General features: G+C 67.4%; 23 protein-coding genes. 10 read left to right on the forward strand and 13 right to left on the reverse strand.

Translation table 11 applies throughout. The features are described from left to right. Nucleotides 1–237: 237 nt before the first annotated feature. The 3 genes from ABCR83_RS06390 to ABCR83_RS06400 all read right to left on the reverse strand — a co-directional run bounded on the left by ABCR83_RS06390 (nt 238) and on the right by ABCR83_RS06400 (nt 2238). On the reverse strand, nt 238–1047 hold the full coding sequence (locus ABCR83_RS06390) for an LPXTG cell wall anchor domain-containing protein (RefSeq protein ID WP_462693940.1): 810 nt from the start codon (nt 1045–1047) through the stop codon (nt 238–240). Nucleotides 1048–1219: 172 nt separating this feature from the next. Further along, complete coding sequence (locus tag ABCR83_RS06395; protein ID WP_462693821.1) at nt 1220–1714, reverse strand: ATP-binding protein; 495 nt, start codon at nt 1712–1714, stop codon at nt 1220–1222. 179 nt (nt 1715–1893) lie between these two features. Next, entirely contained in the window at nt 1894–2238 is a 345-nt protein-coding gene (locus ABCR83_RS06400; protein ID WP_462693822.1) for an STAS domain-containing protein, read from the reverse strand. A 293-nt stretch (nt 2239–2531) separates the two neighbouring features. On the opposite strand from ABCR83_RS06400, the gene ABCR83_RS06405 reads away from it, so the two are divergent. Then, the gene (locus ABCR83_RS06405; RefSeq protein ID WP_462693823.1) at nt 2532–3404 is read left to right on the forward strand and encodes an RNA polymerase sigma factor SigF; all 873 of its coding nucleotides are present in this window, start codon (nt 2532–2534) and stop codon (nt 3402–3404) included. Nucleotides 3405–3500: 96 nt separating this feature from the next. Here ABCR83_RS06405 and ABCR83_RS06410 read toward each other — a convergent pair whose 3' ends face one another. Further along, nucleotides 3501–4097, reverse strand: coding sequence for a TetR/AcrR family transcriptional regulator (locus ABCR83_RS06410; RefSeq protein ID WP_462693824.1), 597 nt, complete (start codon nt 4095–4097; stop codon nt 3501–3503). Between the two features lie 146 nt (nt 4098–4243). Here ABCR83_RS06410 and ABCR83_RS06415 point away from each other — a divergent pair, with 146 nt between their 5' ends. Next, nucleotides 4244–5218, forward strand: a complete 975-nt coding sequence (locus tag ABCR83_RS06415) for a quinone oxidoreductase family protein (protein WP_462693825.1) — start codon at nt 4244–4246, stop codon at nt 5216–5218. A gap of 37 nt (nt 5219–5255) precedes the next feature. Here the strand turns inward: ABCR83_RS06415 and ABCR83_RS06420 are convergent, their stop codons facing one another. Together ABCR83_RS06420 and ABCR83_RS06425 are read right to left on the reverse strand one after the other, a co-directional pair. Beyond that, entirely contained in the window at nt 5256–5489 is a 234-nt protein-coding gene (locus ABCR83_RS06420) for a multicopper oxidase domain-containing protein (RefSeq protein ID WP_462693826.1), read from the reverse strand. Nucleotides 5490–5517: 28 nt separating this feature from the next. Next, nucleotides 5518–6402 carry a sigma-70 family RNA polymerase sigma factor gene (locus tag ABCR83_RS06425; protein ID WP_462693827.1) on the reverse strand — a complete coding sequence of 295 codons (885 nt, stop codon included), beginning with the start codon at nt 6400–6402 and terminating at the stop codon, nt 5518–5520. 194 nt (nt 6403–6596) lie between these two features. Here ABCR83_RS06425 and ABCR83_RS06430 point away from each other — a divergent pair, with 194 nt between their 5' ends. Together ABCR83_RS06430 and ABCR83_RS06435 are read left to right on the forward strand one after the other, a co-directional pair. Further along, nucleotides 6597–7502: an ABC transporter ATP-binding protein gene (locus tag ABCR83_RS06430; RefSeq protein ID WP_462693828.1), complete on the forward strand. Its 906-nt coding sequence runs from the start codon at nt 6597–6599 to the stop codon at nt 7500–7502. Next, nucleotides 7499–8200 carry an ABC transporter permease gene (locus ABCR83_RS06435; RefSeq protein ID WP_462693829.1) on the forward strand — a complete coding sequence of 234 codons (702 nt, stop codon included), beginning with the start codon at nt 7499–7501 and terminating at the stop codon, nt 8198–8200. The genes ABCR83_RS06430 and ABCR83_RS06435 overlap by 4 nt, the downstream gene beginning before the upstream one ends. A gap of 74 nt (nt 8201–8274) precedes the next feature. Here ABCR83_RS06435 and ABCR83_RS06440 read toward each other — a convergent pair whose 3' ends face one another. Next, on the reverse strand, nt 8275–8724 hold the full coding sequence (locus ABCR83_RS06440; protein ID WP_462693830.1) for an RICIN domain-containing protein: 450 nt from the start codon (nt 8722–8724) through the stop codon (nt 8275–8277). A 354-nt stretch (nt 8725–9078) separates the two neighbouring features. Beyond that, nucleotides 9079–10533: an ATP-binding protein gene (locus ABCR83_RS06445; RefSeq protein ID WP_462693831.1), complete on the reverse strand. Its 1455-nt coding sequence runs from the start codon at nt 10531–10533 to the stop codon at nt 9079–9081. A 107-nt stretch (nt 10534–10640) separates the two neighbouring features. Here ABCR83_RS06445 and ABCR83_RS06450 point away from each other — a divergent pair, with 107 nt between their 5' ends. Next, nucleotides 10641–11189: a PadR family transcriptional regulator gene (locus ABCR83_RS06450; RefSeq protein ID WP_462693832.1), complete on the forward strand. Its 549-nt coding sequence runs from the start codon at nt 10641–10643 to the stop codon at nt 11187–11189. Next, nucleotides 11186–12031 carry an NAD(P)H-binding protein gene (locus tag ABCR83_RS06455; protein WP_462693833.1) on the forward strand — a complete coding sequence of 282 codons (846 nt, stop codon included), beginning with the start codon at nt 11186–11188 and terminating at the stop codon, nt 12029–12031. The genes ABCR83_RS06450 and ABCR83_RS06455 overlap by 4 nt, the downstream gene beginning before the upstream one ends. A gap of 43 nt (nt 12032–12074) precedes the next feature. Here ABCR83_RS06455 and ABCR83_RS06460 read toward each other — a convergent pair whose 3' ends face one another. Together ABCR83_RS06460 and ABCR83_RS06465 are read right to left on the reverse strand one after the other, a co-directional pair. After that, entirely contained in the window at nt 12075–12554 is a 480-nt protein-coding gene (locus ABCR83_RS06460; protein ID WP_462693834.1) for a hypothetical protein, read from the reverse strand. A 123-nt stretch (nt 12555–12677) separates the two neighbouring features. After that, on the reverse strand, nt 12678–13928 hold the full coding sequence (locus tag ABCR83_RS06465) for a helix-turn-helix domain-containing protein (protein ID WP_462693835.1): 1251 nt from the start codon (nt 13926–13928) through the stop codon (nt 12678–12680). 70 nt (nt 13929–13998) lie between these two features. Here ABCR83_RS06465 and ABCR83_RS06470 point away from each other — a divergent pair, with 70 nt between their 5' ends. Together ABCR83_RS06470 and ABCR83_RS06475 are read left to right on the forward strand one after the other, a co-directional pair. Continuing rightward, entirely contained in the window at nt 13999–14223 is a 225-nt protein-coding gene (locus ABCR83_RS06470; RefSeq protein ID WP_462693836.1) for a hypothetical protein, read from the forward strand. Next, on the forward strand, nt 14220–14489 hold the full coding sequence (locus ABCR83_RS06475) for a hypothetical protein (protein WP_462693837.1): 270 nt from the start codon (nt 14220–14222) through the stop codon (nt 14487–14489). The genes ABCR83_RS06470 and ABCR83_RS06475 overlap by 4 nt, the downstream gene beginning before the upstream one ends. Before the next feature lie 122 nt (nt 14490–14611). On the opposite strand, the gene ABCR83_RS06480 is transcribed toward ABCR83_RS06475, so the two are convergent. After that, a complete protein-coding gene (locus ABCR83_RS06480) occupies nt 14612–15466 on the reverse strand; it encodes a DUF6415 family natural product biosynthesis protein (protein ID WP_462693838.1) in 855 nt (284 codons plus the stop codon). Between ABCR83_RS06480 and ABCR83_RS06485 the strand changes: the two genes are divergently transcribed. Beyond that, entirely contained in the window at nt 15465–15845 is a 381-nt protein-coding gene (locus ABCR83_RS06485) for a P27 family phage terminase small subunit (protein WP_462693839.1), read from the forward strand. The two genes, ABCR83_RS06480 and ABCR83_RS06485, sit on opposite strands and share 2 nt — an antisense overlap. Before the next feature lie 380 nt (nt 15846–16225). Here the strand turns inward: ABCR83_RS06485 and ABCR83_RS06490 are convergent, their stop codons facing one another. Further along, on the reverse strand, nt 16226–16423 hold the full coding sequence (locus ABCR83_RS06490) for a DUF397 domain-containing protein (RefSeq protein WP_462693840.1): 198 nt from the start codon (nt 16421–16423) through the stop codon (nt 16226–16228). After that, nucleotides 16420–17295, reverse strand: a complete 876-nt coding sequence (locus ABCR83_RS06495; protein WP_462693841.1) for a helix-turn-helix domain-containing protein — start codon at nt 17293–17295, stop codon at nt 16420–16422. Before ABCR83_RS06495 ends, ABCR83_RS06490 begins: the two co-directional genes overlap by 4 nt. Nucleotides 17296–17502: 207 nt before the next feature. On the opposite strand from ABCR83_RS06495, the gene ABCR83_RS06500 reads away from it, so the two are divergent. Further along, nucleotides 17503–17997: an ATP-binding protein gene (locus tag ABCR83_RS06500; RefSeq protein WP_462693842.1), complete on the forward strand. Its 495-nt coding sequence runs from the start codon at nt 17503–17505 to the stop codon at nt 17995–17997. The last annotated feature ends 13 nt before the right edge of the window (nt 17998–18010 follow it).

An 18010-nucleotide genomic window follows, 5' to 3' on the forward strand; every position in this document is an offset into this window, starting at 1 on the left:
CCTCCCCCATAGCCCTGAACGGGCATGGGGGGACCCCCATCGCCCAGTACGCGGGCGATGCTCCGCCTTGCGATCCACCGCACCAGACACCGCAGGGCCCGCACTGATCCATAAGACACGCCCTAACGGACGCCGCCGGGGCGGCCGCCAGCACCAGGCCCGCCACCAGGACAGCCGCTCTCCCCCAGGCTTTCGGCTCCTTCCCCGAACTCTCGGCTCCGCCCGGGGGGATCCCCATCACGGCGTGGGGCGACGGCGCCGGGTCAGCCAGAGCGCACCGGCGACCCCGGACAGCAGCACCGTGCCGCCGAGGGTGCCCAGGGCGAGGGCGGAGTCACCCGGACCGGTCTGCGGCAGCTTGCCGCCACCGGTCGTGCCGGCGCCACCGGAGGCACCGGACGCCGCCCCACCGCTCGTCTGTCCGCCGGTCGCCGAACCGCCGGTGGCCGAACCGCCCGAAGCCGACCCCCCGGTGGACTGCCCGCCCGAGGCAGCGCCGCCGGTGGCATCCCCACCGGTGGATTCCCCGCCCGTGGTGTCCCCGCCGGGCCCCTTGACGTCCAGCGTCAGCGATGGCTTCGGGTTGTTGACGGGATCGCAGAGGGTCGTCGTACCCATTGCGGAGATGGTGAGCCTGGCGGCCGTGAAGGTGACCCTGCCGCTCTTCCTGGGCGTGTAGGTGCCGGACAAGTCATTGATCTTTATGGGGGTGTTGGGGGGTATCGGCTGGTCATTGGCCGGGCCGTCCACCGGTATGGTGCCGGTCTGCGCACCGCCCAGCCGGATGACCGCACTCGGCTTCATCACCCCCTTGGGGAGTTCGATGGGGCTGCTCGAGACGCCCTTCTCAAAGGACATGGTGAGCTTGTACGAGGCACCGGCGGCGGCCGCCTTGATATCGATGGGCGATACCGCGCTCTTGTCGCCGATCGGCGTCTTGCAGTGGTAATTCACGTCGACCGTCTCGGCGTTGGCGGCCGGCGCGGCCAGCAGCACCGTGCCGCCGGCCAGTGCGGTGGAGAGCGCCAGCGCTCCGGCCCGGCGCATGGGGTGACGTTGAGTGCGGGTCACCTGGGGTTCCCCTCTCATCCGGTCTCATCCGGTGCCGCGGCCGAAAACCGACCAGCTAACTGACGGCACATCAGATCAGCCGCGACGGTACGCCGGAGATCTTGCGGAGGGAAGACTCACAACACCCGGAACACCCTGAGCGGGCAGCTCACAGGGGCACGGCCAGCTCGGCCCAGACCGTCTTGCCGGTGCCGGCCTCGTGCCGTACGACACCCCAGTCCAGACAGAGCCGTTGCACGATAAACATGCCATGGCCACCGGGACGGCCCGCGCGGTGCGGGGTGCGGGGTGCGGGTGTGCCCGTACCGAGGTCGGCGACCTCCAGCCGCAGCACCCTGGCCCCCTGGCCGACCCGCAGCTCCTCGGGGCCGCCGGCGTGCAGGCAGGCATTGGTGACCAGCTCGGAGACGACCAGCAGGGCGTCCTCCGCGGCCGCCCGGCAATCGGCCGTGGCCGAAGGCAGCCAGCCCCAGTCGCGCAGCGCCTGCCGGGTGAAGTCGCGGGAGAGCGGCACCGCGCCGCCGACCCCGACGAGATGGAGGCGGCGCACCGGTCCCCCCGGTGACGGCGGGCCGGGCGCGGCCGCGCAGCCCTCGGGTCCGGGCTCGCCCGGCGCAGGCAGGTATGGCCGGGTGGTGCTCATCAGCGCTTCACCTCACCGATTTCACCGATTGGAAAGTGTTGGAAACGGTCTTCGCGTACGTGGGTGCGTACACGGTGAGTGCACACACAGTGGATTCAGCTGGCTCCTGCCCGGCCGAACGCCATGAACACCTTCGACAGGTTCCGTGTGACTTGTGCAACGCGAGGCAGGGCGGGAGCTCATTCGGCCAGCGCCGCGTCAAGCGTGTCGTGCACGGTGAAGACGGCCCCCGCGCCCGTGATCTCAAAGACCCGGGCCACCATCGGGCCCATCGCGGCCAGATGCACCGCCCCGCCCGTGGCCTCGGCCGTCAGCCGGGCGCCGAGGAGCACATTCAGTCCGGTGGAATCACAGAAGTCCAGCCGTGAGCAGTCCACGACCACCCGCGCGCCATCCTCCCGCGCACAGGCCTCCAGCGGCTCCCGCAACAGCTCCGCCGTGTGGTGGTCGAGCTCTCCGGCCGGTGTCACGACCGCGCTCGCACCATGCCGCCGGACCTCTACGCGCAGCCGGGCCGCGCTCACGGCGACACCCTTCCCCTGGCATCCCCGCGTTCCATTCCGGGTCCCTTCGTGATGGATTTGTGATGTGCCCGCCTAACACCGGGAAAACCCTACGCGTTCGATACGACCTACGAAAACCGAACAACGGTCATTTAGCGCCAAATAGGGACAACATGCACTTGCCAAGTCAAGGTAAAGACCGGTACGGCTAGAGGAAGACATCAATCACCACGGACGGCCTTGGAGGGCGCCGCAAACCGCAGCACGAGTTACAGGGCTCCGGCAGCCATATGCCGAGAACGATGGAGGAGACCATGTCACCCCGGCTCGACGAATCGCGTTCCCCCGAATCTTTGGAGACCGCCTCGTCGGCAATCACCACCCCGCCCGGACTCCCGGACATCCCCCCGTATGACGAGGTGGGACCGGTCGACGCACGGGCCCTGTCCAAGACCCTCTTCGCACGCCTCGATTCCCTCGAGGAAGGCACGCACGAATACGCGTATGTGCGCAACACTCTGGTCGAACTGAACCTGGCGCTCGTCAAGTTCGCCGCCTCCCGGTTCCGCACCCGAAGCGAACCGATGGAGGACATCATCCAGGTCGGCACGATCGGCCTGATCAAGGCCATCGACCGCTTCGAACTCAGCCGCGGCGTGGAATTCCCCACCTTCGCGATGCCGACCATCATCGGCGAGATCAAGCGGTTCTTCCGCGACACCAGCTGGTCGGTGCGGGTGCCCCGCCGCCTCCAGGAACTCCGCCTCGAACTGGTCAAGGCCGGCGATGAACTCGCCCAGCGCCTCGACCGCTCGCCGACCATCGCCGAACTGTCCGAGCGCCTCGGCATCACCGAGGAAGAGGTCGTCGAGGGCATGGGCGCGAGCAACGCCTACACCGCGAGCTCCCTGGACGCCCCACCCGAGGCGAACGAGCCCGAGGGCACCCTGGCGGACCGCATCGGCTACGAGGACCACGACCTCGAGGGCATCGAATATGTGGAGTCGCTCAAGCCGCTGATCGCCGAACTCCGGCCCCGCGACCGGAAGATCCTCTCCCTGCGGTTCGTGGCGAACATGACGCAGTCGGAGATCGGCGACGAGCTGGGCATCTCCCAGATGCATGTCTCACGCCTGCTGTCCCGCACCCTGGTCCGGCTGCGCCGGGGCCTGCTCAGCGAGGAGTGACGGCCGCCCTCCACCACGCCGTTGTGCGCCGCACGGACTCCCGTGCGGCGCACGGCGTTTGGACGGGCGCCCGCCGCGCGCCACCCCCGCGCCGCCTCAGCCGTCGAGCACCCCCGCGGCCAGCGCCCGCAGCGCGGCCCCCAGCCGCCGCCCTTCACCCTGTTCCAGCAGGTGTAGCACCGGCCCGCTCTGCAGGCTGCCGAGCAACACATGGGCCAGCAACTCGGCATCCAGGTCCGGGCGTTCCGCGGTGATCAGCGCACTGACCTGGCCGTGCCAGGACTCGTAGATCGAGTAGGCCTCGCACAGCCCCTCCCCGGACTTCGCCGACGTCACGTTCACCGCATGGCCGAGCGCGGCCATCAGCCCCTTGTTGCGGCTGACCACATCCGCCACCGCATCGAGGAAGGCGAACAGCCGCGCCCGCGGCGGGGCCCCCGGCCCCAGCGGCGGCGGGCCGGAGGCGACGGCCTCCTCCAGCGCGAACGCCCGCTCCCGCATCAGCTCGTACATCAGCCCCGACCGGCTGCCGAACCGGTGGAACACCGTGCCCTTGCCGACCCCGGCCGCCGCGGCGATCCGTTCCATCGAGACCTGCTCGGGCCGGTGCCGGGTGAGGAGTTCCTCCGTGGCCGCCAGGATCGCGCGCCGGTTGCGCACCGCGTCGGCGCGCTCACGCCGGACCTCCGCCATCACACTCTCCCCGTTCTCTCCGTCGGCTCCCCATGATCCCGCATAGACAACTTGACCGTCGGTCCAGTAATTTTCTGAACCTGACCGCCGGTCCAGTTCAGAACCCTGCCCTTGCTCAACCCTGCCCTTGCTCAAGGAGAGTTCTCGTGCGACGCATCCTCTACCACGCCCATGGCGGCCCCGAGGTCCTCACTCCGGAAGACGCCCCCGTCCCCACCCCGGGACCGGGCCAGGTGCTCATCCGCGCCGAGGGGATCGGCGCCAACTTCGTCGACACCATGCTCCGGCGGGGCGGCACCCACTCGGAGGTCTTCGACCGCCCCTTCCCCAGGACCCTCACCGGCGATGTGGTGGGCACCGTCGAGGCCATCGGCCCGGACGTCGACGACAAGCTGCTGGGCCAACGGGTCGCCACCTCGTCCGAGGACGCCTTCGCCGACTACACCGTCACCGGCGCCCAATGGCTCGCCCCGGTGCCCGACGGCCTCGATCTCGCCGCGGCCAGCATGCTCCCCATGGGCGCCCCGGTGGCCCTGCGGACCCTGCGCACCGCCCGGCTGGCCGCCGGTGAGACCGTACTGATCCACTCCGCCGCGGGCGGCATCGGCCATCTCGCCGTCCAGCTCGCCAAGTTGCTGGGTGCCGGCACGGTCATCGCCACCGCCGGTTCACCGGCCAAGCTCACCTTCGCCCGCGAGCACGGCGCCGATGTGGGCATCGACTACACCGACGAGGACTGGCCCGAGCAGGTCCGCAAGGCCGCGCCCCGGGGCGTGGACGTGGTCATCGACTCGGTCGGCGGCGACATCATGCGCCAGAGCCTCGAACTGCTGGCCCCGCACGGCCGACTGGTGACCTACGGCGCCGCGAGCGGCGACTTCACCGGCGTTCCCCTGATGAGCCTCTTCGCCCTCCGGACGGTATCCGGCTTCTCCCTCCTCGCCTGGCGCACCGCCAGCCCCGAACAGGCCCGCCAGGAGATGACCGAGCTCACCGAATACTCGGCAACCGGGCGGCTGCGCACCTCGGTTCACGCCACCCTGCCGCTGACCGAGGCCGCGGAGGCGCACCGCATCCTGGAGAACCGCACCCAGCTGGGCCGCATACTCCTCATCCCCTGACACATTTACCGGTGGCGGGCCCGGGCCGGGCCCGCCACTACGCCTGCTTCACATCCAGCCGCCCCATCTGCCCGGCCGAGGCATGCCCCAACTGGTGGCAGTGGTAGACATATTCGCCCGCATAGCCGGTCCAGCTGATCGCGATCTTCACCGTGTCGCCCGGCGCGATGAGGACGGTGTCCTTCAGGCCGCGCTCGCCGGGGGCCACCGGCTTGCCCTTGCGCTCCAGGACCCGGAACGGGACGAGGTGGATATGACCGCTGATCGTCACCAGGTCGCATTTTTCATGAACTTGTCAATCAATGTGGCGTGTTGCACAGCTCGATTCGTGCGAGGCGCTCGGGATCGGTAAGGATGTCCAGCTCGACGACCTTCCCGCCGCTGACCGTGAAGGCCATCACCGACATCGGCCGCCCATCGGCGAACGCGATCACGCCCGCGACGCCGTTGACCAGCACGGGGCAGACCTGCTGGGCGAACCGGGCGAAGGTGATGGCCTGTCCGGCCACCGTGGCCGCACCGCGCAGCAGGGTTCCCGGACGCAGGGTCCCGCCGTCGGAGCGCAGCACGATGTCCGGGTCGAGCACCGCGACCAGCGCCTCGAAGTCGCCGCCCCGAGCGGCGGCGAGGAAGGCGTCGACCACCTCGCGCTGCCGGTCGAGGCCGGTGTCGGGGGCCGGAGCCTCGCCCCGCACCCGGCGCCGGGCCCGGCTGGCGAGCTGGCGGGCCGCGGCCGGGGTGCGTCCGATGACCGGGGCGATCTCGTCGAAGGGCACGGCGAACATGTCGTGCAGCACAAAGGCGAGCCGCTCGGCAGGTGCCAGCGTCTCCAGGACCACCAGCAGCGCGAGACCGACGGAGTCGGCCAGCAGCACTTCCTGTTCGGGATCGTTCCCCTCGGCACCGCTGACGACCGGATCCGGCAGCCGCACCACCCCCTCCAGAGACTCCTCCCGCCGCGCGGCCCGCGAGCGCAGCATGTCCAGGCACACCCGCCCGACGACCGTGGTCAGCCAGCCCCCCAGGTTCGCCACGCCACCGGTGTCGGAGCGGCTGAGCTTGAACCAGGTCTCCTGGACGGCGTCCTCCGCCTCGCTCAGCGAACCGAGCATCCGATAGGCCACCGCCCGCAGATGCCCCCGGTGGGCCTCGAAGCGCTCCGCCAGAAACTCGTTCTCGTCCATCGCCCTCACTCATCCGCCATCGTCGCGATCCGTCATCACAGCATTGACGGACGAACTCTGACAGATGTGACAGACCTCGTGCCCACGGCTGCCGTGCAACCACTGAGACACGAGTGACGTCCTTGACACGTATCACACGCGAATTCCCGGTCGCACGGCCGAAATTGGCCACCGCGACAGGCAGGAGATCTTTCTTGACTGCGATAGAAGTCCGCGGTCTCACCAAGAACTATGGCGACGTGGCCGCCGTGGACGGGCTGTCCTTCACCGTCGAGTCCGGCTCGGTCGTCGGCTTCCTCGGCCCGAACGGCGCCGGCAAGACGACGACGCTGAGGATGGTGCTGGGCCTGGTCAGCCCCACCTCCGGCGAGGCCCTGATCCAGGGCCGCCCGTACCGCAGGCTCTCCCGCCCCGGACACCTCATCGGCGCCTCCCTGGACGCCGGCGCGGTGCATCCACGGCGCACCGCCCGTAACCATCTGCGCATGCTGGGCGGGCCACTGGGCGTATCCGAGAGGTGGATCCAGCGCCTGCTGGACATGGTGGGGCTGGACCACGCGGCCGACCGTCAGGTGGGCGGCTTCTCGCTCGGCATGCGCCAGCGCCTGGCCCTGGCCACCGGGCTGCTGGGGGATCCCAGGATCCTGGTCGTGGACGAGCCGGCCAACGGCCTCGACCCGGAGGGCATCCACTGGCTGCGCGAGCTGCTGCGCCGACTGGCCGGGGAGGGCCGGGCGGTGCTGGTCTCCAGCCATCTGCTCAGCGAGGTCGAGCAGACCGTCGACCGAGTGGTGGTGATCAACCACGGGCGGCTGGTCATCGAGGCCACCATCGCCGAACTCGGCGCACTAGGACACCAGACGGTCACCATCGTGTCCCCGCAGAGCGGCCGCCTGAGCGAGCTGCTGCGCGCCGCCGGCGCGCCCCTGTCGGTCACCGGGCCCGATTCCCTGCAACTCCCGGGCGGCTGGGCGCAGTTCGTAGGAGCCCTGGCGGCCGAGCACCGCATCCCGCTCCATGAGCTGCACACGGCCGCCCCCACCCTGGAAGAAACCTTCTTCCGCCTGACCAGCACCCCACCCCCGGGAGCCGTTGAGTGATCGCCCTGGCACGCACCGAACTGTTCAAGCTGCGCAGCACCAAGGGCCCCTGGATCACCCTGGCCACGACGGTCTCGGCACAGGCCGTCCTGGCACTGGTCATCGGCATGCAGGCCGAAACATCCCTGGTGCGCGACGCGTTGGGCCCTCGCGCGGGCGTGCTCACCGGATACCCGGTGCTGCTGCTCGGCGCCTCCTCCATCACCCAGGAGTTCCGCTACCGGACCATCGTCCCCGCCTTCCTCGCCACCCCCGCCCGCTGGCGCGTCCTGGCCGCCAAGGGCCTCGCCCTGACCGTGCTGAGCGTGGTCCTCAGCGCCGTCACCCAGACCATCTGGCTGGCCGCCGGGGTGCTGCGGCACAATGCCGCGGCCATGCACGCGGACCGGGGCGCCGAAATGGCCCGACTCTATGGAGTCACGGCACTGGGCGTCGCCCTGCTCGGACTGTGGGGGCTGGCCCTGGGGGCCATCGTGCGCAACTCCTCGGCGGTACTGGTCATCCTGGCCGTCGGCACCCTCGCCGAGGGGGCCCTGGAACAGTTCCGGTTCCGGGGCCCCTTCACCAGCGGGCTGGGGGTACTGGCCGACCGTACGGCGGGCGGCATCCCCTCGGCCCTGGGCCCGCTGTGCCTCTGGGTCACCGTGGCACTGTGCGCGGCATCGGTCGTCATCCGGCGCGACGAGGCGGACTCCTGACGGGGGGTGGTGCCGGAAACTCAACGGCCCGGAGATCAGCAGAGATCAGCGGCCCGGATCAGCTCTGTGGCGATTTACTTCCAGAACTGTTCTGCGTTGTCCGCGTTGCAGGGGTAGGTCTTGGCATGGTAGCCGCCGCCGGACAGACATCTGTTGGTGGCAACGTTCCTGAGCACCCAGCCATCGCGCCATTTCTCCTCGGACCAGCGCTGGTTTCTGTTGCCCTCGTCGCAAGGGCCGAGGTAAACGCTTCCACGGTTGTTGCTGTCAAGACAGTAGTCGGCCTTGGCCGTTGACATCTCGAGCCAGTTGGTGTCCGGCTGCTGGTTGTCGTGCCATATGGTGGTCCCGGATCCGCAGATTTCCATGGTGACGTAGTCGCCGGCAGAGCCGAGACACATGCCGGTCCTGGCGTTCTGCCAACGAACATTGCCGTCGGCCGAAGCCGGACTTGCCATCCCCAGGCCGATGGCGGGAACGGTCACGGCAGCAACAAGGAGACGAAGCGCATTTGACTTCTTCACAAGCTATCACCGGTTTCTGGATCTGGAATTTCGGCCGAATCGGCGGCCAGAACTGTTCCCGGGTGCGACAGCGCGGCATACACGACCTGCAAATTTCGCACGGCACCCCGGCGCGACACGCAAGGCGGGGAATTAAGGGAAATCCTCGCGCACTTGAGCGCCGGCTCAATCTATGGCAGCGGCTGATCGAAGAGCAAGGCCGGAGAGAAATGAATGCACGGCTTATACGCGGAATGTGCGCCCACTCGCGAGGCGGAGTAGTTCATTCCTCGACAAAGCCGCTTTGGCGTCCGGCCGTTACTCAAAGAAAACCGACGGACGAATCCCACCGATGCGACAGCCCCCGGGCAACGGTCATCCCCCGGACTGCCAGGCCCGGATGACATCACCCGGCCCCCAGACAAGGCCAAGCCTGCCGAGGTCCGCACTCGGCGTCACCCCGGACAACGACACCACGGCCAGCCCCGTACGACCTGGTTCAAACCCGGGCACCTGCGCCGCACCCTTCACCAACGCCGCGAGGTCATGCCCGTCGAACGGCGTTCCCAGCCACTTGGCGGACCCCGCGAAGTCCACCCGTCGCGCAATGGGATACCGATCCGCTCCGATGAGGTCCACTTCGGGGTCGAACTGCCGGTTCCACCAGCCGCCCACGGCCTCGGTGCCGGCCCAGGGCAGCTCGCCCGAAACGGCGGCGAGCTCGAGTGCCTCGCGAATCAGGGGTTCGACGGCCCGACCGCGCCAAGTGGGCCAACGCCGCTCCACCAGCCGGAAACCCACCTCGGGCCGGCCCCGGCGGGCTTGTTCCTGTGCGGGCCGCAACGCCCCCAGATACAGCCGCAGATTGCTGTCCGCGACACGGTAGAGCACCGGTTTCCCCGACTGTGTGGACAGCGGCTCCTCCGAGGCGAGAACCCGCTTCTCGTCCACCAACCGACGCAGCAGAGGGGACAAGGACCCGGACGGCAGGGCGCCTTGCCGACTCCCCGCCGTGGCAGCGATGTTGGCGTGGGTGCGGTCACCGCTGCCCACCGCCTCGAGGACGCGCCGGGCTTGGTCGGGGTTGGGGAACTCCGCCATCAGCGCCGACTCCGGCACGCTGAACACCGGCGCGGCGGGGTCGGCGCACTCCGCCGCCAGGAACGGGAGTGCCGGTGTGCCATGCGGCCAGCTGCGCAGAATGCCCGGCAAACCGCCGGACACCAGGTGGGCATCGATGGCATCGGCGTCTTCGAGGCCGAGAGCCCGCCCTGTCTCCGCCGGGTTGAGCGGGCCGAGCACCAGGTTGTCGGCACGTCCGTAGAAGGGCCGGTCATAGGCGGTGAGGCGCTCCATCATGTGAATGTCGCTGCCCAGGAGCAGCAGAAGTACGGGGCGTTGGGCGAACAACCGGTCCCAAGCGGTCTGCAACGCTCCGTCGAACATATCGTCCTGCTCCGACAGCCAGGGCAGTTCATCGAGAACGACAACAGCGGGAGCGTCCGGCAGCGCCGAGGCCAGAATCCGGAGCGCATCGGGCCAGCTGCCCCCGCTGTGAGCAGGGACAAGCTCGGCGTCGACAGGCAGGGCCGATTCCCTGAGACCCGCGAGAAACGCGCCCACGGACTCCACAGGAGAGGCGCCTTGGGTCGCGGTGAAGAAGAAGTACGGCACCTCGGCCCGGTCGCAGAATTCCTGGACCAGACGCGACTTGCCCACCTGACGACGGCCTCTTATCGCGACAGCCGTCCCGGTGCTCGAAGCCGTGACCCGGTCCAGGCGCTTACGCAGGAGAGCCAGCTCGATGGTGCGTCCGATGAATCCCGTCACGACAGACTCCCGCTACGTAGTTCCCATCTACATAGATGGACTCTACCTAACCCGAGACGCCATAGTCACCCTTGACTACGAAGTCATAGTCGCGCTTGACTATGAGGATGAACAGCACACGTCTCTTCGCGCTCAGCACGCTGGCCCGCCGTGGCCAGATGCACGGCTACCAGATCCGCCGGTCGGCACAGCTCGACCGCACCGAGCTGTGGACCGACGTCAAGCCCGGGTCGCTGTACAACGCACTGCGCCGCATGGCCGAGGAGGGGCTGGTGGAGGTGGTGCGCACCGAGAAGGTGGGCAACCCGCCGGAACGGACCGTCTACACGATCACGGCGGACGGCCGCCGGGAGCTCATCGCCCAGCGCGATGCGGCACTGCGCGACGTCCGTATGCGCCCCGACCCGGTCGACCTCGCCCTGCAGTACACCGTGGACCTCACCGAGCAGGAACTGGTCGCGGCATTCAACACCCGACGCCAGGCAGTGGCCGCCCAACTGGCCGCATTCGAGGCGGAGTTCCACACCGCACGACCGGATCTGGTCGGTCTGGAGCCAATGATCTTCGAGCACTGCCTGGAACGCCTCCGGGCCGAACTGGCCTGGCACGACAAGCTGCTCGCCCAACTCGAATCACAGGAGTTGAACCACTCATGATCCTCGTGACCGGCGCCACCGGCACCGTCGGCCGCACCCTGGTCGACCGCCTCCTCGAGGCGGAAGCACCGGTACGGGCCCTCACCCGCCGCCCCGAGTTCGCAAACCTGCCCGCCGGAGTCGAAGTGATCCGCGGCGACCTCGCGGACCCGAGCAGCCTCGCCCCCGCCCTGCACGGCGTCACCCAGGTGTTCCTGCTCTCCGACGGCCCCGGGATACCCGCCCACGACACCAACCTCGCCCGCGCCGCCGCCCGGGCCAGGGTCGATCGCATCGTCAAGCTCTCCGTACTGCGGGCCGGTGCCGGCCCGGCCGACGACCCCATCGCCACCTGGCACCGCTCCGGCGAACAGGCGGTCCGCGACAGCGGGTTGGCCTGGACGTTCCTGCGCTGCGTCGGCTTTATGTCCAACGCCCTGCACTGGGCGGACACCATCCGCACCCAGGACACCGTCTACGCCCCCTACGGCAACGGCCGCAACGCCGTGATCGACCCGGCCGACATCGCCGCCGTCGCAGCGACGGTGCTCACCACCCCCGGCCACGAGGGCCGCGCCTACCCGCTCACCGGCCCGCAGGCCCACTCCCCCGGCGAACAGGTCGACATCCTCGCCGAGGCCCTGGGCCGCCCCCTGCACTACGTCGACGTCCCCCCGCACACCGCCCGGCAGTCCCTGATCGCCCACGGCCTGCCCGCCGAGGTCGCCGACGGCATCATGGCGGTTCGCGCCGCGGGGCTCGACGCGTCCTTGTCGGTGATCCACCCAACGGTCGAACGGATCACCGGAGTTCCGGCCCGCACGTTCCGCGACTGGGCCGAGCGGCACCGGGGGAGCTTCTGATCCTTCGGGCGCGGGCAACGCGACCGTAGACCGCGACCAGGGCTCACGCGTTTTCTCTGGGGTCCGGCACCGGGCCGTAGTCCGTGTCATGGTCTCTGACGAGGGCGGCCCGCAGCTCGGGGTCGGCACACACCTCGGCGGTGTGCTCCCACTCAATGAGCATCTGAGCGACAGATGAGGTGTTGGCAATCGATTCGGCGGCGCGCATGGTGTCGACCAACTCGACGGCAAAGGCGTGGACATCCGAGTCGGGCAGGAAGCGGACCCAGGGGAAGGCGTCCGGCAAGATATCGAGGAGCAGTTCCATGCTGCCGGGTTCACGTCGAGCCATGGCCGAGAGCATCCGCGTCGCAGCCGACACGACGGTCTGCTCCTGTTCCGCCCGTGCCGCTGTGGTCAGGACCAAGTCCTCCCCGTCTCTGCGGTGCAGGAGCAGTCGCGGCGACTCCTGCAGCCGAGCGAGCGTCTGTTTGTTCTTGTTGACCAACTCGGAGAAGTTCACGGCGGCGTTTTCTGCGCTCATGACTTTGAAAGTACTTCGAAACACTTCCCCTTACCATCACCCATAAGAGCGAAGGACACGGCGTTCAGCTGCCAGTCATGTCCGACATCGCGGCGACCAGCCCGGCCGGCCGCCGCTCTGACGTCAGCCACACTCCTGCAACGCCGCCACCAGCTGTCGCCCCTCCGCAGCGCCTCGGCGCAACAAAACGGCCGCAGCAGCGTGCAGTTCGTTCCACGAGTGCGGGCGCCCGACGGCGGCAGCGTCGGGAATGCTCTTCAGAGCAACGGTCAAGGCCCGATCCGCCTCCCCTGCACCCGCGAGCGCATGCGACAAGCAGGCGCGGTACCAGGTCTTGTCCCGCCGGTACTCGTCCGGCAATGCGGCCAGCCCCTTGTCGAGTTGCTCAATCGCAGTCGGCCATGACCTCAAGTGCATTTCCGCCATGCCGCGTTGGAGCGTGAACCACGTCTCGTCGTAGAAATACATCCACGGCGGTTGGTCCTCCGGGTGCTCCGCAGCAGCGCCGATGAGGGTTTGTGCTTCATCCAGCAACCGGCGGGAAATTTCGGCGTCACCGTTGAGGGCATGTCCCCGGGCTTCCATCTGCGCGGCCATACCCCGCACTCCGAACGAGGTACCGGGGGCGGACCACCGTGACGCCTCGGCCAGCTTCACACAGCGAACAGCGTGCCCCTTGGACCATGCCATATGCGCCTTCATATTGAGCGTCGTCGACGCCATATCGGCGTCGCCCGCCTCCAACGCCCATTCATGGGAACGGTCGTACCAAGCCAGCGCGGCCGCCGCGTCGTCCTGGTCCTGAGCCATCCACGCGAGGAACTGTGCATGCTCGGATGCGAGCCTGACCACCCGGTCCGCCAAGGCACCCCGTGCTCCGGCACGGAAATCCATCACCGTGTGCAGCTGCTGGCGCATGATGCTCACCAACGGTCGGGAACCGATCACATCCTCGGCCTTCCGGTGCTCGGCCAGGAGCCGGTCGAGCCAGTCAAGAGTCGGACCGTCCACCTGTGCCGAACCGTCAACCGCGCTCGTCACACGGGCCAGAAGGTCCGCGTCCGGCGCCAGGCCGGACAGCTCCAGGCCGGGGACCGGACTCGTCAGGGGTCGCCCTCCGACAGCAGCTTGCAGCCCGGGCGGCATGCCAAGGCCGTGGACAATGCGCTGTCGTACCTCCATGGAGGTCACGCAGCGTCGCCCACGCTCGATCTCGGATACATCCGGCTGGACGAGCCCGACCAGTTCACCCAGCTTCGTCTGGCTCATGCCGGTGAGCTTTCGGTACGTCCGCAGAAGCGCCGCCCAGTCCTCGCTCACGACAGCCGCAGCCAACTGAGGGTGAGCCCAGACGTTCACAGTGTCATCACCCATACCCCGACTATAGGGCGCCCCATAGGGCCACGGGATGGGCTGCCGTTCCGGAGCACATGATCGTGGTCGCATGACCGATGCCCGCGAGTTCGCCAAACTGCCACCGCCAACCACCTACACAGAAGGGCAGTTGAGCGGAAGAGCCTGCTGCTGGTGCCGACTCCCCGAGGGAGGCCATGTGCCCGCAGGCCACATCCACATCACCGACTGGACCGGGGGCACCACCTCCTGGCAGCTCATGGCGTGCACCGCATGCGCGGCGTACCGACGAATCCCGCGCGGGAGCGTCCGGTGATCTTCAACCCCGCCGTGCTGGGGCTCGACGCCGGAAAGTACGAGTGCGAGGCATGCGGCTGCACGGTCGACGTCGCCATCGCGATCAATGTTCATGGGGACAACGGCTCTGAGCGTCGAATGACGCTCTGCCAGGTCTGCACACAATTGATCCTGCTCAAGTACTGGGTGCGGAGGCAGCAGCTGACCGAAGCCCGCTGGGCTCAGGCAAAGGCCGAGTTCGAGGAGGCGGCTCGGCCTTCCAGTCCGAGGTACCGACGCCAATAGCACCGCACGCTCATCGGTTGCCGGTTGCCCCTACCGCATCCACCACAGCCCCCGTATCCCCAAGGTCCCGCAGAACCACATCCGCACCGGCCGCCGCAAGCTCTTCCGTCGTCGTCTGAACTTCATTCGCCCAGACAGTCGGCAAGGCGGCGGCAGGTGGCGCCGAGGTCGTTCATGTGGGCAGCCGCCGCGCGTCGGTCGGATCCGCTATCCCGGTTGAGGTCATCCTGGACACGAATGATCAGTGCTCGCCAGGAAAGCCAGGCCTCGCTGCCTCGCTCAAGCTGGTCGGCACGGAACTGTGCCTCGGGAAGCATGACTTGCAGGTGTCCGCGCAACGCCTCGGTAATTTCCCGGGTCTCCTTGAAACGAGGGAGAGCCGTCCGTTGCTGCAGGGCGCGGCGAACAGTGGCGACGCGGATGGTCACCAGGTCGAGCGGTGCATTCTCCCCCGTCATCAATGTCATGATCGGCAGACGTTGCTGCGTGGTGGAGTCGTCGGCGTCGTTTGAGGGAAGCATGCGGGGTCGGATTTTCCGTTCTGGTGGTGTCGGAGGCTGGGCAACGTTCAACAGCTGCTGGCCGGGCTGCTCGGGAAAGTAGGCGGCGAAGGCCCGTCGGGCGAACAGCCACTCGCGCAACCGGTCCTTGTCGGACGAGGAGAAGGCAATCTCGTCCTCGCACCGGGCTACCAGGCCATGAACCTCCCACCGCTCCACGAGTTGTTGAGCATTGGGCCACGCCTTGCGCTCAGCCAGGGAACTGGTGATGGGGATGATGTCGTACAGCGCGGCGCGTACGAGCCAATCCCTGGCTTCGGCGTGCATACGCAATGCAGCCATGACTGCCAGAGGGTCGCGGCCGTCGTGGACACACGCATACAGCACCACCGGAACGCGCATGGCGTAACCGCTGGAGGCATCTGCGAGACCACGACGACGCTCGATGTCGCCCGGGGTGCGAGGACTGCGAGTCATGCCGGCAACCGTGCCGTTACAGAGCGTCCCGATACAGAAGCGAGCCGTACGACTTCAGAAACGCGTCACCTCTTTCGACCTTGACGAGCACGAGCTAGTGACCCTTGACCGGGCCTGTTCGGTGCTTGACCAGATAGACGAGATGGAGCGGGACGTTAAGACCCGTGGTGCTGTTGTGCGGGGAATTCGCGGGGGTATCGGCCCCAACCCCTGTCTCAAGGAAATCCGGGCTGCTGAGGCGTCATTCCTCGCCTTGGTGCGGTCGCTGAGCCTCGCGCCGGACGAGATGCCCGCTGGTTCCCGCTCCTCCGCCGCACGAGCCATGAACCAGACTCTCAGCGGAGTTGTAGGAGTCCGGGCGCGATCCGGTCGACCGTGACGAGCTGGACCGGCGGGCGGCTGTCTGGCTCCCCCGCGTGCGCCGGGTGCTGGACTCGCTCTGATCAACTCCCGCTCCATTGAGGTGAGTTACCCCACCTTCGAAATGCTGGGTGATTTTTGCCGACTGAAGGCTACCACCCAGTGCCCCCAAGGGTTCCACCGCCTTCAGATCCAAGGGCCCGCACTGCTACCAACGGTGCGCCATGACACGGGGCCCGCGCCGGAAGGGTGCGCCTGCCGCGCGTCTCGCGCCCTGCAATAGGCGCTGCCACTGGGGCGATGAGGTCAACGGAGAGTCATGAAAAGAACCCCGGCCCGCTGATAGCAGGTCGGGGCTCGGTTGGAGCGACGCGGGACGCGCCATACAGGTCGTCAAACTCACGCTTTTGCCACGCCGTTTGCGAAGGCGGACCATGCGGCAGGGGTGAAGTACAGGGTGGGACTGCTGGGGTCCTTGCTGTCGCGTATCGCCCGGCCGTTGTCATCAGTCTGGGCTACCTCCACGCACTCCTGCGTCCCGCTCTGGGAGTAGGACGACGTCCTGAAGGCTGTCACGATCTCTGGGAGGTCCTTCATTGTTCTTCTTCCTCGTTCTCCGGGATGCTCTTCGCTACATCACGGATGAATTCGATGCTTCCATCAGGTGTCAAGGCCGCTGATCGTAGAGCTTCAAAAATCCGAGCGTGCTTGGCCACATCATCTGGTTCCTCAAGGATGATCGTGCTGGTTGGAGTGTCAAAAACGACGGCTTCCGGGCTCGGTTCAGGGCCGAAGGAGTACACCACGAAGTGGCTGGCCATATGTGCGGCCTTCCACTCGGAGTGAGGTAGGACTTGGATCGTCACGTTGGGCTTCTGTCCTACGAGCACGAGATGTTCAAGCTGTTCCCTGTGGACCCTGGGCGAGGGCATCGGGGCCGTGAGGGCTGGCTCCCAGATGACGCAAGCGAAGTGCGCGCCCTGTTCATTGATGGCGCGCTTTCTCTCGGCCTTGATCTTCAGGAAAGCATCTTCAGCCTCCTCGGTGTAGACGTTGAGACTGGAGTGACGTGTCAACGTGCGAACGTAGTCCTCGGTTTGCAACAGCCCAGGAATGAAGAGCTGTTGCCAGGTCCGGATGTACTTCGAGTCAGCCTCCAAGGACACGACGTCCGCCAGGGCGTCAGGTAGCGCATGATCCATCCACCAGCCGCGCCGGTTGCTGACTCGCGCAAGCTGCTCAAGATGTTCACGAACAGCAGGGTCCATGACTCCGTACAGTTCGAGCATTAGGCGAACATCACCCGGTTTGGCGGTGACTTGCCCAGCTTCGATGCGACTCACCTTGGACTTCGAGCCCGCGATCGTTTCCGCTGCATGTTCCTGATCCAGTTTGGCGGCTTCGCGGTAGCGCCGAAGCGCCGCCCCAAGTCGCCTACTACGCACTGTAGGCCGCCCACCTGCGGGCACGTCCCCTCCCTGACTGTCTGTGTCCAGTCTGCACGTTTGGTGACGCTACAGGCTAGCCAGTAGCCCTCACGGGCCAAAATGCAACTTTGCATTGCCATGTTGGTTGCAGAGCTCGTGAGTTGCGGTCTAGCGTGCGTTGCGCCACACAGCGCCGCCTACCGGTGGCAACCCGTGGCCATGGTTCCGCCTGCTTGCCCTGGGGGCCGCATGTCTGGACGCACGGTGCAGAAGAAATTTCGGGCCATCCGGCCATCAATTCCCGGAGCTCGGAAGTACGCCCGATCGGTGTGCAATGACTGGAAGATACGCGCTGAACTGACCGAGTCTGCCGCCCTATTGGTCAGCGAGTTGACGACCAACGTCGTCTTGCACGCCAAAGGCATTGCCGACTTCTTTGAACTCTGCATTCGTCGCAGGCGTGGGGTCCTGATCATTGAGGTTACGGACTCGTCCGCTGAGTCCATTCCCCAACCTTTTCATAATGGCCCGGAATTCGCCGACGCATCGGTACCTGAGTACGACGCCGGGTTTGATCTTGATCAGGTGGGCAAGTCGGGGCGGGGTCTCCTGATCGTCAGTCACTTCGCCGACCAGTGGGGGGTTCGGCAGCGCGCGGACGGCCCTGGAAAAACCGTGTGGGCCCACCTTGAGACGAGACCGGCGAACTCCCATAAGGAGGTGACGCAATGCCGGGCTACGTAGACCCGAGCGCAAA

This window comes from Streptomyces xingningensis (genome assembly GCF_054957865.1).

What these genes read in the sequence shown, in the direction of transcription:
- ABCR83_RS06390 (WP_462693940.1), bottom strand. Translation starts at nt 1,047, where the DNA reads ATGCGCCGGGCCGGAGCGCTGGCGCTCTCCACCGCACTGGCCGGCGGC.
- ABCR83_RS06485 (WP_462693839.1), top strand. Translation starts at nt 15,465, where the DNA reads ATGCCGGCAACCGTGCCGTTACAGAGCGTCCCGATACAGAAGCGAGCC.
- ABCR83_RS06410 (WP_462693824.1), bottom strand. Translation starts at nt 4,097, where the DNA reads ATGGCGGAGGTCCGGCGTGAGCGCGCCGACGCGGTGCGCAACCGGCGC.
- ABCR83_RS06470 (WP_462693836.1), top strand. Translation starts at nt 13,999, where the DNA reads ATGACCGATGCCCGCGAGTTCGCCAAACTGCCACCGCCAACCACCTAC.
- ABCR83_RS06465 (WP_462693835.1), bottom strand. Translation starts at nt 13,928, where the DNA reads ATGGGTGATGACACTGTGAACGTCTGGGCTCACCCTCAGTTGGCTGCG.
- ABCR83_RS06460 (WP_462693834.1), bottom strand. Translation starts at nt 12,554, where the DNA reads ATGAGCGCAGAAAACGCCGCCGTGAACTTCTCCGAGTTGGTCAACAAG.
- ABCR83_RS06500 (WP_462693842.1), top strand. Translation starts at nt 17,503, where the DNA reads ATGTCTGGACGCACGGTGCAGAAGAAATTTCGGGCCATCCGGCCATCA.
- ABCR83_RS06395 (WP_462693821.1), bottom strand. Translation starts at nt 1,714, where the DNA reads ATGAGCACCACCCGGCCATACCTGCCTGCGCCGGGCGAGCCCGGACCC.
- ABCR83_RS06480 (WP_462693838.1), bottom strand. Translation starts at nt 15,466, where the DNA reads ATGACTCGCAGTCCTCGCACCCCGGGCGACATCGAGCGTCGTCGTGGT.
- ABCR83_RS06425 (WP_462693827.1), bottom strand. Translation starts at nt 6,402, where the DNA reads ATGGACGAGAACGAGTTTCTGGCGGAGCGCTTCGAGGCCCACCGGGGG.
- ABCR83_RS06450 (WP_462693832.1), top strand. Translation starts at nt 10,641, where the DNA reads ATGAACAGCACACGTCTCTTCGCGCTCAGCACGCTGGCCCGCCGTGGC.
- ABCR83_RS06490 (WP_462693840.1), bottom strand. Translation starts at nt 16,423, where the DNA reads ATGAAGGACCTCCCAGAGATCGTGACAGCCTTCAGGACGTCGTCCTAC.
- ABCR83_RS06405 (WP_462693823.1), top strand. Translation starts at nt 2,532, where the DNA reads ATGTCACCCCGGCTCGACGAATCGCGTTCCCCCGAATCTTTGGAGACC.
- ABCR83_RS06455 (WP_462693833.1), top strand. Translation starts at nt 11,186, where the DNA reads ATGATCCTCGTGACCGGCGCCACCGGCACCGTCGGCCGCACCCTGGTC.